Origin of the sequence: Pseudomonas sp. MIL9 (assembly GCF_016887925.1) — a bacterium.
In the GTDB taxonomy this organism is placed as follows: Bacteria; Pseudomonadota; Gammaproteobacteria; order Pseudomonadales; family Pseudomonadaceae; genus Aquipseudomonas; species Aquipseudomonas mohnii.
The window spans coordinates 1-17,107 of the sequence record NZ_JAFEHE010000024.1 but is presented as its reverse complement, the minus strand read 5'-3'; the positions used below and the strand labels follow the sequence as shown (position 1 = coordinate 17,107).

The window sequence follows — 17,107 nt, the reverse complement described above, 5'->3', positions numbered from 1 at the left end:
GCAGGCTCGCTCCTACAGCTGATCGCATTTCAAGCCTGGTCGAGTGCCACTCCCGCCCCCACCAACCCGGAATACGGTGCCGTCACCAACCACACCGGAATCCCCTTGAAGTAATCGCTCATGCAGCCCTTGTCGGCAAAGCATCGGGCGAAACCGCTTTCGAGGAAGAAATCGGCGAAGCGCGGGATCACCCCGCCAACGATGTACACGCCACCGCGCGCGCCCGTGGTCAGCACGTTGTTGCCGGCCACGCGACCGAGCCAGCAGCAGAACTGCTCAAGCACTTCCAGGGCAATCGGATCGCCCGCCAACCCGGCAGCGGTAATCGCCTCCGGGGTGTCGAGTACCGGTTCATGACCGTCTACCGCGCAAATCGCCCGATACACCCGTGGCAAACCACCGCCGCTCAACGCCGTTTCGGCGCTGACGTGACCAATCTCGTTATAGAGGTGTTGCCACAGTTGGGTTTCTCGCGGGCTGCTCAGGGGCAAATCGACGTGACCGCCCTCTCCCGGCAAGGCCGCGAAACGGCCCTCACCCAGATCCAGCAACGTACCGACGCCCAAACCGGTGCCCGGGCCGATAACCACCGCAGGCCGCAATGGCTCCGGCGTACCTTCGCAAACCACACGGAATTCGCCCGGTTGCAAACGGGTCATGCCCAGGGCCATGGCCGAGAAGTCGTTGACCAGCAACAGCTGATCCACCTGCAAGGTCTGACAGAACCCCTTGCGGCTCAGGCGCCAGTGATTGTTGGTGAACTTGAATTCGTCGCCGCTCACGGGGCCCGCCACCGACAGGCACACCGAACCGATCGCCCCCGGCGCCAGGCCGAGCCCGCTCAGGTAGAGGCTGATCGCCTCTTCGGGGCTGGCGTGGTCTGCCGTCGCCAGCACCTGGACCGATTCCAGTTGCTGGTTTTTCCACAACGCGAAACGTGCGTTGGTCCCACCGATGTCACCGACCAAAGCCAGTTTCAATTAAGCGTCTCCAGGGCAGAAGTAAAGGCGCTGGCGCCCTGCTCCGCCGAGCTGAAGGCCATGCGCATGAAACCAAACAGTTCGCGCCCGGTACCGATGTTGTTGCCCAACAGGCCCTTGGCCGGGGTGCGCGCTGCGAATTCTTCGGCGTCCACCTTAAGCTCCAGGGTGCCTTTGACGCCATCGACGCGGATGATATCGCCCTCTTGCACCCGCGCCAAAGCGCCGCCCACGTACGCTTCGGGACTGACGTGAATGGCCGCCGGAATTTTCCCCGACGCGCCGGACATGCGCCCGTCGGTCACCAGTGCGACTTTGAAACCGCGATCCTGCAGCACACCAAGGAACGGCGTCATCTTGTGCAGTTCCGGCATGCCGTTGGAGCGCGGGCCCTGGAAGCGCATCACCGCAACGAAATCCTTCTCCAGCAAACCGGCCTTGAACGCATCGGCCAGGTCTTGCTGATCCTGGAACACCATGGCCGGTGCTTCGACGATCTGGTTCTCCAGCGCGACGGCCGAGACTTTCATCACGCCACGACCGAGGTTGCCTTCCATCACCCGCAGGCCGCCCTCTGGCGAGAACGCACGAGCCACCGGCCGCAGGATGCTTTCGTCGAGGCTTTCGGTAATGCCTTCGCGCCAGACCAGCTCGCCGTTATCGAGGAACGGCTCCTGGGTGTAACGGCTCAGGCCGTGGCCCAGCACGGTGTTGACGTTTTCGTGGAGCAACCCGGCTTCCAGCAGTTCGCGGATCAGGAACGACATGCCGCCCGCCGCCTGGAAGTGGTTGATGTCGGCTTTACCGTTCGGGTAGACGTGGCTCAGGGTCGGCACCACCTCGGAGAGGTCGGCCATGTCCTGCCAGGTCAACTGAATGCCTGCCGCCATGGCGATGGCTGGCATGTGCAAGGTGTGGTTGGTCGAGCCGCCAGTGGCGTGCAGGGCGACGATGGAATTGACCAGCGAACGCTCGTCGACGATTTCGCCGATCGGCAGGTAGTTGCCGTTCTGCTTGGTAATGCGTGTCACCTGATGCGCCGCTTCGCGGGTCAGGGCATCGCGCAACGGCGTGTTCGGATTGACGAAGGAAGCGCCTGGCAAGTGCAGGCCCATGACTTCCATCAGCAACTGGTTGGTGTTGGCGGTGCCGTAGAAAGTGCAGGTGCCGGGGCTGTGGTAGGAATTCATTTCCGATTCCAGCAACTCTTCGCGGCTGGCCTTGCCTTCGGCGTAGCGCTGGCGCACATCGGCTTTTTGCTTGTTGGAAATGCCCGACACCATCGGCCCGCCCGGGACGAAGATCATCGGCAGATGCCCGAAACGCAACGCGCCCATCATCAGGCCCGGCACGATCTTGTCGCAGATGCCGAGCATCAGCGCGCCGTCGAACATGTTGTGGGATAACGCCACGGCCGTAGACAGCGCGATCACTTCGCGACTCGGCAGGCTCAGTTCCATGCCCGGTTCGCCCTGGGTCACGCCATCGCACATCGCCGGGGTGCCACCGGCGAACTGACCGACGGAACCGATTTCACGCAGGGCTTTTTTGATCAGTTCCGGGAAGACTTCGTACGGCTGATGCGCCGAGAGCATGTCGTTATATGACGAAACAATCGCAATGTTGGCGGAGTTCATCATCCGCAAACTGTTCTTGTCGTCGCTGCCGCAACCGGCCACGCCGTGGGCGAAGTTGGCGCATTGCAGCTTGCCGCGCATCGGACCGTCGCTGGCCGCACCGCGAATCAGTGCAAGGTAAGCCTCACGCGTGGCGCGGCTGCGGGCGATAAGCCGTTCGGTGACCTCAAGGACGCGGGGATGCATGTGTAGAACTCCAGGCTAACGGATGTGGCGACCTGATTGTCTATGCTGAACAAGAGCCGTTGTTGACGGGATGACAGACGGCTTTCTTGATCAATCGGACCAGTTGATTCAGGTCACTCGTTGTAGATTGAACAAAATATTGCCACTAAAAAGGCTTGTTTTCTATTTTTTTGCGAATAATCTTGTAATTCCAACAACAAAACGACGGCGGCGCTGACAAATGACTCTTCGAATCGCGATCAATGGTTTTGGCCGTATCGGCCGTAATGTCCTGCGCGCACTCTATACCCAAGGCTATCGACAGGATTTGCAGATTGTCGCCATCAACGACCTGGGCGACAGCGCGATCAACGCACATTTGCTCAAGTACGACACTGTTCACGGCACGTTCGATGCCGATGTCCAACACGATCAGGAAAGCCTGACCGTCAACGGCGACCGTATTTCGGTCAGCGCCATCCGCAACCCGGCCGAGCTGCCCTGGGCCGCGGAACGGATTGATGTGGTGTTTGAATGCACCGGCCTGTTCACCGACCGCGCCAAAGCTGCGGCGCATATTACGGCCGGCGCGCGCAAAGTGATTATCTCGGCACCGGCCAAAGGCGCCGATGCCACGGTGGTGTACGGGGTCAATCACGACATTCTGCGCCAGTCGCACCAGATTATTTCCAACGCTTCGTGCACCACCAACTGCCTGGCCCCGGTGGCCCAGGTGCTGCACCGCGAACTGGGGATCGAAAGCGGTCTGATGACCACGATTCACGCCTACACCAACGACCAGAACCTGACCGACGTCTACCACACCGACCCCTACCGCGCCCGTTCGGCCACCCAGAACATGATCCCGAGCAAGACCGGCGCCGCTGAAGCGGTCGGCCTGGTGCTGCCGGAACTGGCGGGCAAACTGACCGGCATGGCCGTGCGCGTGCCAGTGATCAACGTCTCCCTGGTCGACCTGACCGTGCAGCTCAAGCGCGAAGCGTCGGCCGATGAAGTCAACGCGCTGCTCAAGGAAGCCAGTCAGCACTCGAAAATCCTCGGCTACAACACCCTGCCGCTGGTCTCTAGCGACTTCAACCACAACCCGCTGTCGTCGATCTTCGACGCCAACCACACCAAAGTCAGCGGCAAGCTGCTGAAGGTGCTGGCCTGGTACGACAACGAATGGGGCTTCTCCAACCGCATGCTCGATAACTGCCTGGCGCTGTGCAACGCTGAATAAGCAGCACGCCCCCTGCCTGTAGGAACGAGCCTGCTCGCGATGGTCGTGAACGATAACGCGGGGAACCTGATGCCCCGCGGTGTTCTCAAGTTCATCGCGAGCGGGCTCGCTCCTACAAGGTGCACCCCCTGCCTGTAGGAGCGAGCCTGCTCGCGATGGTCGTGAACGATAACGCGGGGAACCTGATGCTGCGCGGTGTTCTCAAGTTCATCGCGAGCGGGCTCGCTCCTACAAGGTGCACCCCCTGCCTGTAGGAGCGAGCCTGCTCGCGATGGTCGTGAACGATAACGCGGGGAACCTGATGCTGCGCGGTGTTCTCAAGTTCATCGCGAGCGGGCTCGCTCCTACAAGGTGCACCCCCTGCCTGTAGGAGCGAGCCTGCTCGCGATGGTCGTGAACGATAACGCGGGGAACCTGATGCTGCGCGGTGTTCTCAAGTTCATCGCGAGCGGGCTCGCTCCTACAAGGTGCACCCCCTGCCTGTAGGAGCGAGCCTGCTCGCGATGGTCGTGAACGATAACGCGGGGAACCTGATGCTGCGCGGTGTTCTCAAGTTCATCGCGAGCAAGCACGCTCCTACAAGGTGCACCCCCTGCCTGTAGGAGCGAGCCTGCTCGCGATGGTCGTGAACGATAACGCGGGGAACCTGATGCCCCGCGGTGTTCTCAAGTTCATCGCGAGCGGGCTCGCTCCTACAAGGTGCATCTCATTTTTGGAGCCACAATCGATGATTGGCATCAGCTTTACGCAAAAGACCCTGGCGGCGCGCAAGCGTATCGCCTTGGTCGCCCATGACCACTGCAAGGTGTTCTTGCTGGATTGGGCCGAGCGGCAGAAAGATAAACTCGCCCGACACGAACTGGTCGCCACCGGTACCACGGGGTTGTTGCTGCAACAGCGCCTCGACCTGCCGGTGGAGAGCATGATCAGCGGTCCGCTGGGCGGTGACCAGCAGCTCGGCGCGCGAATCGCCGAACAACGGGTCGACATGCTGGTGTTCTTCTGGGACCCGTTCGAGCCACAGCCGCACGACCCGGACATCAAGGCGTTGTTGCGCGTCGCGGCGGTCTGGAACATTCCAGTGGCGTGCAACGAATGCAGCGCCGACTATCTGCTCAGCAGCCCGCTGATGGATCAGGCGCATGGGCACAGGATTCCGGATTACGCGACCTATCTGCAGAATCGCGCATAAACCGGAACAAATCAGTGCTTGACCATCAAAGCGGATGATAAGCATTATCATCCGCTTGAAATGGATCAGGTTCTCCCGTGAGTCAATCGCGCTTCAACGACGTCTTCATCACCCAGCGAATCACTCTGCTGCGCACGCTGGAGCGGATGGTCAACAACCACAGCACCGCCGAAGACCTGCTGCAGGAAACCTACCTGCGCGTGACCCGTGCGCTCAGCGAGCGGGCCATCGATCACCTTGAACCCTTCGTCTTCCAGACTGCCCGCAACCTGGCGCTGGACCATCTGCGTGCGCGGCGAATCCACTCGCGAACCATGGTCGATGACGTCCCGCTGGAAGTGGTGCAAAGCGTCGCCGCCCCGGCCGGCAATGCCGAAGATGCCGTCCATGCCGAACGATTGCTTGAGCGCTTGAACGTACGCCTCAGTCAACTCAGCCCTCGCCAGCAGCAGATTTTCATCCTCAGTCGCCTGCACGGTCACAGCTATCTGGAGATCGCCGAAAAGCTCGGTGTATCGCTGAGCACCGTGCAAAAGGAGCTGAAACTGATCATGACAATCTGTATGGGCGTCGCAGGACGCAGCTCGAAGCTTTAAGCTTGAAACTGCATTTCCTCCCCTGCCGAGAAAATACCGTGACGGACACCCAGCGCTTCCCTTCGCCCTCCCCGGCGCAGGACACTGCAGATGCGATGGACCAGGCCCTCGACTGGCTGATCGTGCTGGACAGCCCGAACGAAGAACAGACCCGCCAGTTCCAGCAATGGCTCGCGGCCGATCCGGCGCATGCCGATGCGTTCGCCAGGGCCCAGGCGATCTGGAATGGTCCGCAAATCACACAGTGCGCACAAAGCCTGGCCGCGCGCCCGGCGAAAATCACCGTACTCTCGCGCCTGCGCCCCCACTGCAAACCCCTGGCCACCGCCGCCGTGCTGATCCTCGGCCTGTTCAGCTTCAGCAATTTGCCGATGCGCCTGCAGGCCGATCACCTGACCGTGGTCGGTGAACGCCAGCGCCTGCAACTGGAGGACGGCTCGAAAGTCCTGCTCAACACCAACTCGGCCTTTTCCAGCACCATCAACGACCAACAACGCGTGGCGCGGTTGTATCAGGGCGAAGCCTATTTCGAGGTGCCGCCTCATCCGGGACAACCGCTGGAAATCGACGCTGGCCTGGTCACGGCGAGCGTGCGGGATACCGCATTTGCCGTGCGTTATCTGGATGGTGTGACACAGGTTCGAGTGCAACGCGGGGACGTCGATCTGCGGGCCACTCGCGACGACGAACGCGTTCGCTTGAGCGCCGGAGAAAGCATTCGCATCGGCCCCAACGGGTTCGACCGCCCGGCCAAACTGGATGCCGCCACCGAACTGGCGTGGGTCCAGGGCCGACTGGTGTTCGAAAACTGTCCGTTGAGCCAGGTCCTGGCGGAACTGCGTCGCTACTACCCAGGCTGGATCATCAACAACAACGAGCGGTTGGCCAATGTCGCGGTGACAGGGAATTACCGCCTCGATCAGCCGCTGGACGCCGTCCGCTCCCTTGCCCACATCACCTCCGCCAAACTCAGGGAGTTCCCGGCACTGGTGATCCTGAACTAAATGAGAATTATTTTTACTCGATAGCCAAGCCTCGTACGTCTCGTTATAGCCAATGCAATTGATTCGCATCTTCAATGCCGATCAGCACCTATAAAGATTCGTGCGACACGGAGCGCTATCGATGTCCTCTCGCCTTACCCGCCAGTCCTCTTCACCTTCCCGCGTACTGTCGCTGCTGACCGCCGCCATTCTGATGGCCGGCAGTGCACCGCTCATGGCCGCCACGGCCGAACAGCCGAGCCGCAACATGGGCGACTATTCGTTCGCCATTGCGCCACAGTCGCTGGTGCCGGCGCTCAATGCGTTTACCGCTGTCACAGGCTGGCAGGTTGGCTTGCCCTCAGCGCTGGCCGAAGGTGTGGCGTCGCCGGGTGTACGCGGCTCACTGCCGCCAGAGAAAGCCCTCGATCGCCTGTTGGTGGGGACCGACCTGAGCTATCGCAAACTGGGCAATAACAACATCGTGCTGGAAAAGCGCGGCAACAGCGGCACCCTCAACCTGCAACAGGTGACCATCAGCGCCACCCGCCAGGAGCAAGACGTGAACAGCGTGCCCAGCACCGTCACCGTTCACACGCGTGAAGAGCTGGATCGCAACAACGTCAATACCATCAAGGAACTGGTGCGTTACGAACCGGGCGTTGCCGTGGGCGGTACCGGCACCCGCGGCGGAATCAGCGGCTACAACATCCGTGGCATCGACGGTGACCGGATCCTGACCCAGGTCGATGGCGTCGAAGTACCGGACGGCTTCTTCAACGGCCCTTACGCCAAGACCCAGCGCAACTACGTCGACCCGGAAATCGTCAAACGCGTCGAAATCCTCCGCGGTCCGGCTTCGGTGCTCTACGGCAGCAACGCCATCGGTGGTGCGGTCAGCTACTTCACCCTGGACCCCGACGACATCATCAAGCCTGGCCAGGACGCCGGTGCACGGCTGAAGACCGGTTACAGCTCCGCCGACGACAGTTGGCTCAAATCCGCCACCGTGGCGGGCCGTGCCGATCAGTTCGATGGCCTGTTGCATTACAGCCAGCGCGATGGCCACGAAACCGAATCCTATGGCGGCAACAACGGCACCGGGCTGGCACGTACCGCCGCCAACCCGGAAGACGTGCGTGCCAGCAACGTGTTGGCGAAAGTCGGCTGGAACTATAAAGAGGACGCGCGCCTGGGCCTGGTCTACGAAAAGTACAAGGACGACCGCGACACCGACCAGAAAAGCGCTTATGGCGGCCCGTTCTTGAACGGCCGACCGACCATTGCGGCCAACATCTTGCCGGGCGGCATGTACCAGTGGCGCACCGGTAACGACACCATCACCCGCGAACGCTTCGGCCTGGAACACAGCTTCGCCCTCGACAGCCTGCTGGTGGACAACGTCAAGTGGAGCCTGAATCACCAGGTCGCCAAGACCGATCAGAGCACCGAGGAGTTCTACTACCCGATGTCACGCAAAGTGCTGCGGACCCGAGACACGGTCTACGAAGAAAAGCAGTGGGTCTTCGATGCACAACTGGATAAGACATTCAGCATTGCCGACACCGAACACCTGCTGACCTACGGCACCACCCTCAAGCAACAGAAAGTCACCGGATCACGCAGTGGCAATGGCACCTGCCTCGCGGTCTTCGGTAGCTGTCGGGTTGTCGGCGCCACCAGTGCCGCGGACGTGCTGAAAAAATCCAGCGACTTCCCGGACCCGACCATCAACACCTACAGCCTGTTCGCCCAAGACCAGATCAGCTGGAACCAGTGGACCTTCCTGCCTGGCCTGCGCTACGACTACACCGAACTCAAGCCGCACATTACCCCGGAATTCCTCAACACCGTGGCGGCCGACGGTCGCGGCACCGTCAGCGACGAGAACAAGACCTGGCACAAGGTGTCGCCCAAGTTCGGCCTGACCTATGCCCTGACCGACGAGTACACCTGGTACGGCCAATACGCCGAAGGATTCCGCACCCCGACCGCGAAGGCGCTGTACGGGCGCTTCGATAACACCGCTGCCGGTTATCGCGTAGAGCCAAATCCGAACCTGGAACCGGAAAAGAGCAAAAGCTACGAGACCGGCCTGCGCGGCACTTTTGAGCAAGGCTCCTTCGATGTGGCGGTGTTCTATAACAAGTACCGCGATTTCATCAACGAAGATGCCGTCACGCCGGGTTATGACGAGCCGACCTTCCAGAGCGCCAACATCAAGCACGCCACCATCAAAGGCGCGGAAGTCAAAGGTCGCCTGAACCTCGATGCCTTCGGTGCGCCGCAAGGTCTCTACACCCAAGGTTCCGTGGCTTATGCCTACGGTCGCAACGACGACACCGGCGAGCCGCTCAACAGCGTCAATCCGCTGACCGGTGTATTCGGGCTCGGTTACGACCAGGACAACTACGGCGGATTGTTGAGCTGGACGCTGGTGAAAAAGAAAAATCGGGTCGACGACAGCAACTTCAAGTCGCCGGACGGCGTCAGCAGTCAGTTCAAGACCCCGGGCTTCGGCGTGCTGGACCTCAGTGGCTTCTACAAAGTCACCGACGACGTGACCGTCAGCGCCGGCATCTACAACCTGACCGACAAGAAGTACTGGTTGTGGAACGACGTGCGCGGTTACGACAGCGTCGGCGAAGCCTCGGTGACGCAACCGGCCAACCTTGATCGCCTGACTCAACCGGGTCGCAACTTCGCGGTCAATCTGATCTGGGATATCTGATCCCGCCCTTCTCACGACGCCGCTTCATTAAAGCGGCGTCGTGAGGATTTTTTACTGTCGTGGGCCTGCTCATACGTCTCGTTACCAGGCTCTTCTTATTCTCAAGGATTTCTCATGACCACCCAGGAAACGCCTCAACGTCCGGTATTGCGCTCGCAACGCCTGAACCAGATCACCCACGAACCTCACACCCGACTCGATGCGTTGGTCAAAGCCCACGCACCGTTCGAAACCCGAGCCAACTTCGCCCGTTTCGTGGTGGCGCAGTACCTGTTCCAATCCGAACTGGTGCCGCTGTACAACGATGCCGATTTGACCGCCATCGTTCCGGACCTGCCTGCTCGCTGTCGGGCCGAAGCGGCCATGGCCGACCTGGCGGACCTAGACACCGAAGTGCCGGGACCGGTCGCCGGCGCCCTGCACCATCCGAGTAAAGCCCAGGCACTGGGCTGGCTCTTCGTGTCCGAAGGGTCGAAGCTCGGCGCGGCCTTCCTGATCAAGCGCGCCGTCGGCCTGGGCCTGAGCGAAACGTTCGGCGCCCGCCACCTGGGCGAACCGGCCGGTGGCCGTGCTGAAGGCTGGAAAAGCTTCGTCAAAACCCTCGATGGACTGGAGCTCAGTGCCCAGGAGGAAGCCGAACTGGATAAAGGCGCCATCGACGCGTTCAACCGCTTCACCCTGTTGCTGGAACAGGCTTACGCCACGAAGGCTGAACCGGCCTGAAGTCACTCGATCCCTGTGGGAGTGAGCCTGCTCGCGATGACGGACTGGCATTCAAATCGGATGTCGCCTGCAAGACTGCTATCGCGGGCAAGCCCGCTCCCCCAAGGGACCGGGTCAGCCTGTAAAATCCCGATCCGCCTCACACGCGCCCCTCTGAGAATATGCCGTCCTCATCAAAACTCACCCGTCTGCTGTTCGGCCTGCTGGCCTGCGTCAGCCTGGGTATCGGCCTGATCGCCATTGTCGTACCCGGCCTGCCAACCACCGAGTTCATCCTGCTGGCCGCCTGGGCGGCGACCAGAAGCTCGCCACGCTTGAGCGCCTGGCTGGAAAACCATCGTCTGTTCGGCCCCATTCTCATTCACTGGCGCAACGGCAAAATCATCGCGCGCCGGGCCAAGGTCAGCGCCACCGTCAGCATGCTGCTGTGTGCCACGCTGATGCTGGTGATGCTCGATCATGGCTGGCCGATCTACCTGGCGATGGCGGGCATGGGCCTGGGCAATGTGTGGATCTGGTCGCGCCCCGAAACACTGCCGAAACCTTCCTGAATCAAACCGCTGTTTTTCCTGTTTTTTATACGATTTTCGGTACATTTTCCCGCGCAAACGTTTAGCAGCTACCGTTCGTCGGAATCACCCTCATGCAATGCCCCCCCCTCGCCGATGTGGATTGAATACGCTGAATGGATTTGGCGAATCGAGTCGGCCCGGACTCAAAGCCAACACCTCATCCATTCGCGAGTTCGCCCTATGTTCGACTCACTGTCCATCCGCCTGAAAATTGTCCTGCTCTCCGGTCTGTGCCTGCTTGGCGTGGTCGCGCTGATCGAGGGCATGAACGTCTACCAGACCGATCAGAACAATGCGCTGGTCAGTTCCTCCAGCAGCCAGATGCTCACCAACAGCGTGCAGGATTTGCTGCAGGCCAAGGCTGCCGAGCAAGCGGTGCGGGTGCAGAAGGCATTTGGCGAGACCCTGACGGTGGTGACCGCCCTGGCCGATCAGGTCAAGGACATGCGCAACCTGGCCGCCAAGCGCTCCCTGGAGCCCGGTGCCCTGCGAGAAGAACTGAACCAGAGCCTGAAAACCGCGTTCGAGCGCAACAGCAAAGTGCTGGGGATCTGGATCGCGTTCGAACCCAACGGCCTGGATGGCAAGGACAGCGAGTTCGCCAATGACGCCGCTCACCAGTCCAACGAAGTCGGACGTTTTGCCACCTACTGGAGCCGTGCCGGGGGAGAATCGCTCAACACGGTCTTGCTCGAAACGGACATGAACAAGACCACCCTGACCCTCAGCGGCACGCCGTATAACATCTGGTACACCTGCCCCCGGGACAACAAGCGCGCCTGCCTGCTCGACCCGTACGCCGATACCATTGGTGGCAAGGAGGTGTTAATGACCACCGTTTCCGTACCGCTGCTGGTGGATGGCAAATCCATCGGCGTGGTGGGCATCGACATCGCCCTCAACACCCTGCAAGCAGCGGCTGTCGACTCCCAGCGTGACCTGTTCAATAGTGCCGGGCACATGCTGATCACCTCCGGTACTGGCGTGGTGGCGGCCTACAGCATCGATGCTGCCAAAGTCGGCAAAAGCATCGACGACACCCTGGGCGCCGACGGCAAGGACATTCTGCAATTGCTCAGCGGTGGCGCTCCGAAAATTCTCCAGCAAGGCGACCTGATCCGTGCGGTTTACCCGGTCAGCCCGATCCCTGACGCCAAGGCCTGGGGCGTGGTGATCGATTTGCCCAAACAAGTGTTGCTGGCCGACTCGGTGAAGCTGCAAGCGGTGCTCGATGACGCCCAGCAAAGCGGCACGATCAAAGCCATTGGCGTGGCGATCATTGCCGGCCTGATCGGCTTGCTGTTGATCTGGCTGACGGCTTCGGGTGTCACCCGGCCGATCAATAGCGTGGCCCAGATGCTCAAGGCGATTGCCAGCGGCGACGGCGACCTGACCCAACGCCTGCACTACAGCAAGAAGGATGAGCTGGGTGAACTGGTCAGCTGGTTCAACCGCTTCCTCGACAAGCTGCAACCGACCATCGCGCAGATCAAGCAGAGCATTACCGATGCTCGCGGCACTGCTGACCAGTCTGCGGAAATCGCCCGCCAGACCAGTGAAGGCATGCTGGTGCAGTTCCGCGAAGTCGACCAGGTCGCCACCGCCTCCAACGAAATGAGCGCCACGGCCCACGACGTTGCCAACAGCGCATCGAACGCGGCGAATGCGGCCAAGGGCGCCGACCAATCGGCCCGCGATGGCATGCAGATCATCGAGCGCAGCACCCGCGACATCAATCAACTGGCCGACGAAGTCAGCAAGGCCGTGACTGAAGTGGAAGCCCTGGCGGTGAACAGCGAGCAAATCGGATCGGTGCTGGAAGTGATCCGCAGCATCGCCGAACAAACCAACCTGCTGGCGCTCAACGCCGCGATTGAAGCCGCCCGGGCCGGCGAAAGCGGTCGCGGTTTTGCCGTGGTCGCCGACGAAGTGCGCAACCTGGCCAAACGCACCCAGGACTCGGTGGAAGAAATTCGCCTGGTGATCGAACGTATCCAGAGCGGCACCCGCGGTGTGGTCGCCACCATGCATTCGAGCCAGACCCAGGCCCACAGCAATGCCGGGCAGATCCAGCAAGCCGTGCAGGCGCTGAGCAAGATCAGCGACGCGGTCACCGTGATCAGCGACATGAACCTGCAGATCGCCAGCGCCGCCGAACAGCAAAGCGCCGTGGCCGAAGAGGTCAATCGCAACGTCTCGGCGATCCGCACCGTCACCGAAACCTTGACCGGGCAGGCCAATGAATCGGCGCAGATCAGCAGCCAGCTGAACAACCTGACCACCCACCAGATGAAACTGATGGATCAGTTCCGCGTATAGAGCCCCCCGTTGGGAGCGAGCAAGCTCGCTCCCACAGGATTTCATCCGGCCTGCCCCCTATTTGTTCTATGCTCGGGCTCTCGCTCCGGAGGGCCTTCGATGACTGATCTACTCACGTCCATTCAAGCCGCACTCGGCTTGCCCCGCACCCAGGTTTCATTCACCGCCAGTGGCGCCCTGCCCTCGGCCTTTGCCGTCACGGACCTGGCGTGCGCCAGCATCGCCGCCGCCGGCCAGGCTGTCAGTGAATTGCTGCACCAGCAAACCGGTCGCTTGCCCGGGGTTGAAGTCGATCGCCGCTTAGCCTCGTTCTGGTTCTCCTCCTCGATCCGCCCGGTGGGCTGGAGTGTGCCACCGCTGTGGGACCCCATCGCCGGTGACTATGCCACCCGGGACGGCTGGATTCGCCTGCACACCAATGCTCCCCATCACCGCGCCGCCGCCGAAACCGTGCTTGGTGCCTGTGCCGATCGATCCGCGATGGCGAGCAAAGTGGCGCAATGGGCCAAGGGCGACCTGGAGCAGGCGGTGGTCGATGCCGGAGGTTGCGCCGCCGAAATGCGTACGTGGGCGCAGTGGCAGTCTCACCCGCAAGGCATGGCAGTCAATGCAGAACCGCTGATCCAGTTCGACCGTCACGGAAACCACGAGGGCAAACCGTGGCGAGGTTCTGTGGCACAGCCTTTGGCCGGGATCAAAGTGCTGGACTTGACCCGTGTGCTCGCCGGCCCTGTTGCCAGCCGTTTTCTGGCCGGCCTCGGCGCCGACGTCTTGCGTATCGATCCGCCGACCTGGAACGAACCCGGCGTGGTGCCAGAAATGACCTTGGGCAAACGTTGCGCGCGCCTCGATCTGCACGACAAGGCTGATCGCAGCGTGTTCGAAACGCTGCTCAAGGATGCCGATATTCTGCTCCACGGCTACCGCGCCGATGCGCTCGAAGGGCTGGGATACGGCATCGTCGAACGGCAAAAACTCGCCCCCGGCCTGATCGATGTCTGCCTGAACGCCTACGGCTGGAGCGGCCCGTGGCAAAACCGTCGAGGCTTCGACAGCCTGGTGCAAATGAGCAGCGGCATTGCCGAGGCCGGCATGCGCTGGAAGTGCGCGGACAAGCCGACACCTTTACCGCTGCAAGCGCTGGATCACGCCACCGGCTACCTGATGGCGGCCAGTGTGATCAAGCTGCTGGCTGAACGCTTGAGCAACGGCCGTGGTGGATCGGCGCGGCTGTCACTGGCGCGCACGGCAAAGTTGCTGATCGACAATGGACCCGGGACCGAAGCGTTATTGCGCGCAGAGGACGAAGGCGATCAGGGACTTGTGCTCGAGCAGACCACCTGGGGGCCGGCGCATCGGCTGCAGGTTCCATTGAAGATCACCGGTACCCCCCTGCAGTGGACGATCGCGGCCTCTGAATTGGGTTCCCACCGCGCGCAGTGGTGGTGACGGTCAGATAGCCTTCACGAGCAGGCTCGCACAAGGTTTGTCATTACCCATAAATTGTGCGCGGGATTTCACCATTGGCCCGCGCCAAGGCATACTTGCCCCCCCTCGCCGTCCAGAATTCATTAGCGTCCCATGCGTATCCACGTCAGCTTCATCGACCGCGTCGGTATCACCCAGGAAGTCCTGGCCTTGCTCGGTGGGCGCAATCTCAATCTGGATGCGGTGGAAATGGTGCCGCCCAACGTTTATATCGACGCCCCGACCCTGAGCGCGGAAGTCCTCGAAGAGCTGCGTGATGCGCTGTTCAGCGTGCGTGGGGTGCAAGCGGTGACGGTGGTCGACATCCTGCCCGGCCAGCGTCGGCACTTGCAGCTCGACGCGCTGCTCGCGGCCATGACCGATCCGGTGCTGGCGCTGGACAGTGCCGGCAAGGTGTTGCTGGCCAACCCGGCCCTGATTGCCCTGTACGGTCGCGAGCCGGCCGGCGAAAGCGTCGCCGACCTGTTCGGCGACCCGGCCCTGCTCGATACATTGCTCGAATACGGTTTCCGGTTGCCACTGCGGGAAATTACCGTCAACGGGCAGACATTACTGCTGGACGCCACGCCCATCACTGACGCTGGCGCGCTGCTGACCCTGTATCAACCGAACCGCATCGGCGAACGCCTGTCGGCGCTGCATCACGATCATGCCGAAGGCTTCGATGCGCTGCTGGGCGAGTCGCCGGCGATTCGCACGCTCAAGGTTCGCGCACAACGGGTGGCAGCCCTCGATGCGCCTCTGCTGATCCAGGGCGAAACCGGCACCGGCAAGGAATTGGTGGCCCGGGCTTGCCACGCCATCAGTGCGCGACACAACGCTCCGTTTCTGGCATTGAACTGTGCTGCATTGCCGGAGAACCTCGCCGAAAGCGAACTGTTCGGCTATGCCCCCGGCGCGTTTACCGGTGCGCAACGGGGCGGTAAACCGGGGCTGATGGAACTGGCGAACCAGGGCACGGTGTTTCTTGATGAAATCGGTGAGATGTCGCCCTACCTGCAAGCCAAGTTGCTGCGCTTCCTCAACGACGGCAGTTTCCGGCGGGTCGGCGGTGATCGGGAGGTGAAGGTCAACGTGCGGATCCTCAGTGCGACCCACCGCGACCTGGAAAAAATGGTCAGCGAAGGCCTGTTCCGTGAAGACCTGTTCTATCGACTCAATGTGCTCAATGTCGAAGTCCCGCCCCTGCGCGAGCGCGGTCAGGACATTCTGCTGCTGGCCCGCTATTTCATGCAGCAGGCATGCGCACAGATCCAGCGTCCGGTCTGTCGCCTGGCGCCGGGCACCTATCCGGCGCTACTGGGTAATCGCTGGCCGGGTAACGTCAGGCAACTGCAAAACGTGATCTTCCGCGCCGCCGCCATATGCGAAAGCAGCCTGGTGGACATCGGCGACCTCGACATCGCCGGCACGTCGGTGGCGCGCCAAAGCGACCATGAAGTCGACAGCCTGGAACAGGCGATGGAGGCGTTCGAAAAAGACCTGCTGGAAAAACTCTACGTCAGCTACCCCTCGACCCGGCAATTGGCCAGTCGCCTGCAAACCTCCCACACCGCGATTGCCCACCGTTTGCGCAAGTACGGCATTCCCAACAAGCCCTGACGCCGCCCACGCCTGAATCACCGCATATCCCGTGGGAGCAAGCGCGCTCCCACGGGTTTCGTGTCCAGCAAAAAATCACTCTAAAAGCGACCTTCATCTGTACTGAAAGCGCTACAGCGTAACGATATCGCTACACTCACCCCCAACCAGCGCCGTGCAAGGCTTTGATCCCTCTAGGCTTTTTTCTTTGTGCCCAACCGTAGCGATTTCGCTACAGTCAACGTTGTCCGCGCCTCTCGAAATACCCATAAATAATTGATTAATAACAAGAAATTAACATTGGCCGCGTTTTTGCTTAGTAACCCTTCATAAATCAGGGCATTGCCCAAGCATTCAATAGCGTCCACCAGACGAGTCTGGCCCCCTTAGGAGTTTCCATGAGCGAGTTGCGTTTTACTGAAGATCACGAATGGCTGCGCACCGAAGCTGACGGCACGGTTACTGTCGGCATCACCGTTTTCGCGCAGGACGCATTGGGCGACGTGGTTTTCGTACAACTGCCTGAGCTGCAGTCCTACGACAAAGGCGCTGAAGCCGCCACCGTGGAATCGGTCAAAGCTGCCAGCGGCGTGTACATGCCACTGGACGGTGAAGTGCTGGAAGTGAACCCTGCGCTGGACAGCAGCCCTGAGCTGGTCAACGAAGATCCGCTGGGTGAAGGCTGGTTCTTCCGCTTCAAGCCAAATGACGCCTCGGCTGTTGCCCAACTGCTGGATCAGGACGCCTATGACCGTCTGATCAAAGCCAACGCCTAAGCCTGAGGAGCGCTGACATGACTCAAGCAAGCCTGACAACAGCCAACGAATTCATCGCCCGCCACATCGGCCCGCGCGCCGGCGACGAGCAAGCGATGCTCAACAGCCTCGGCTTCGACTC

General features: G+C 61.2%; 13 protein-coding genes. 11 read left to right on the top strand and 2 right to left on the bottom strand.

Annotated features, from left to right (window positions below):
• Positions 1-29: 29 nt before the first annotated feature.
• Positions 30-980, bottom strand: a complete 951-nt coding sequence (locus JQF37_RS24025) for a glucokinase (protein ID WP_090464591.1) — start codon at positions 978-980, stop codon at positions 30-32.
• On the bottom strand, positions 977-2,803 hold the full coding sequence (gene edd, locus JQF37_RS24020) for a phosphogluconate dehydratase (RefSeq protein ID WP_103406743.1): 1,827 nt from the start codon (positions 2,801-2,803) through the stop codon (positions 977-979). Before edd ends, JQF37_RS24025 begins: the two co-directional genes overlap by 4 nt.
• A 220-nt stretch (positions 2,804-3,023) precedes the next feature.
• Here edd and gap point away from each other — a divergent pair, with 220 nt between their 5' ends.
• From gap to gcvH, 11 genes are all read left to right on the top strand, one after another.
• Positions 3,024-4,025 carry a type I glyceraldehyde-3-phosphate dehydrogenase gene (gene gap / locus JQF37_RS24015; protein ID WP_130210043.1) on the top strand — a complete coding sequence of 334 codons (1,002 nt, stop codon included), beginning with the start codon at positions 3,024-3,026 and terminating at the stop codon, positions 4,023-4,025.
• Positions 4,026-4,752: 727 nt separating this feature from the next.
• Entirely contained in the window at positions 4,753-5,217 is a 465-nt protein-coding gene (locus JQF37_RS24010) for a methylglyoxal synthase (protein ID WP_130211548.1), read from the top strand.
• A gap of 77 nt (positions 5,218-5,294) precedes the next feature.
• On the top strand, positions 5,295-5,813 hold the full coding sequence (locus JQF37_RS24005; RefSeq protein WP_047532469.1) for a sigma-70 family RNA polymerase sigma factor: 519 nt from the start codon (positions 5,295-5,297) through the stop codon (positions 5,811-5,813).
• Positions 5,814-5,851: 38 nt separating this feature from the next.
• A complete protein-coding gene (locus JQF37_RS24000) occupies positions 5,852-6,817 on the top strand; it encodes a FecR domain-containing protein (RefSeq protein ID WP_130211540.1) in 966 nt (321 codons plus the stop codon).
• Positions 6,818-6,938: 121 nt separating this feature from the next.
• Positions 6,939-9,527 carry a TonB-dependent receptor gene (locus tag JQF37_RS23995; protein ID WP_130211541.1) on the top strand — a complete coding sequence of 863 codons (2,589 nt, stop codon included), beginning with the start codon at positions 6,939-6,941 and terminating at the stop codon, positions 9,525-9,527.
• A gap of 114 nt (positions 9,528-9,641) precedes the next feature.
• Positions 9,642-10,250, top strand: coding sequence for a biliverdin-producing heme oxygenase (locus JQF37_RS23990; protein WP_130211542.1), 609 nt, complete (start codon positions 9,642-9,644; stop codon positions 10,248-10,250).
• Between the two features lie 161 nt (positions 10,251-10,411).
• Complete coding sequence (locus JQF37_RS23985; protein WP_130211543.1) at positions 10,412-10,801, top strand: YbaN family protein; 390 nt, start codon at positions 10,412-10,414, stop codon at positions 10,799-10,801.
• Positions 10,802-11,002: 201 nt separating this feature from the next.
• Positions 11,003-13,141: a methyl-accepting chemotaxis protein gene (locus tag JQF37_RS23980; protein ID WP_130211544.1), complete on the top strand. Its 2,139-nt coding sequence runs from the start codon at positions 11,003-11,005 to the stop codon at positions 13,139-13,141.
• Between the two features lie 99 nt (positions 13,142-13,240).
• Positions 13,241-14,590, top strand: coding sequence for a CoA transferase (locus JQF37_RS23975; protein WP_130211545.1), 1,350 nt, complete (start codon positions 13,241-13,243; stop codon positions 14,588-14,590).
• A gap of 132 nt (positions 14,591-14,722) precedes the next feature.
• Entirely contained in the window at positions 14,723-16,231 is a 1,509-nt protein-coding gene (locus tag JQF37_RS23970; protein WP_130211546.1) for a sigma-54-dependent transcriptional regulator, read from the top strand.
• A 377-nt stretch (positions 16,232-16,608) separates the two neighbouring features.
• The gene (gene gcvH / locus JQF37_RS23965; RefSeq protein ID WP_103406735.1) at positions 16,609-16,986 is read left to right on the top strand and encodes a glycine cleavage system protein GcvH; all 378 of its coding nucleotides are present in this window, start codon (positions 16,609-16,611) and stop codon (positions 16,984-16,986) included.
• The last annotated feature ends 121 nt before the right edge of the window (positions 16,987-17,107 follow it).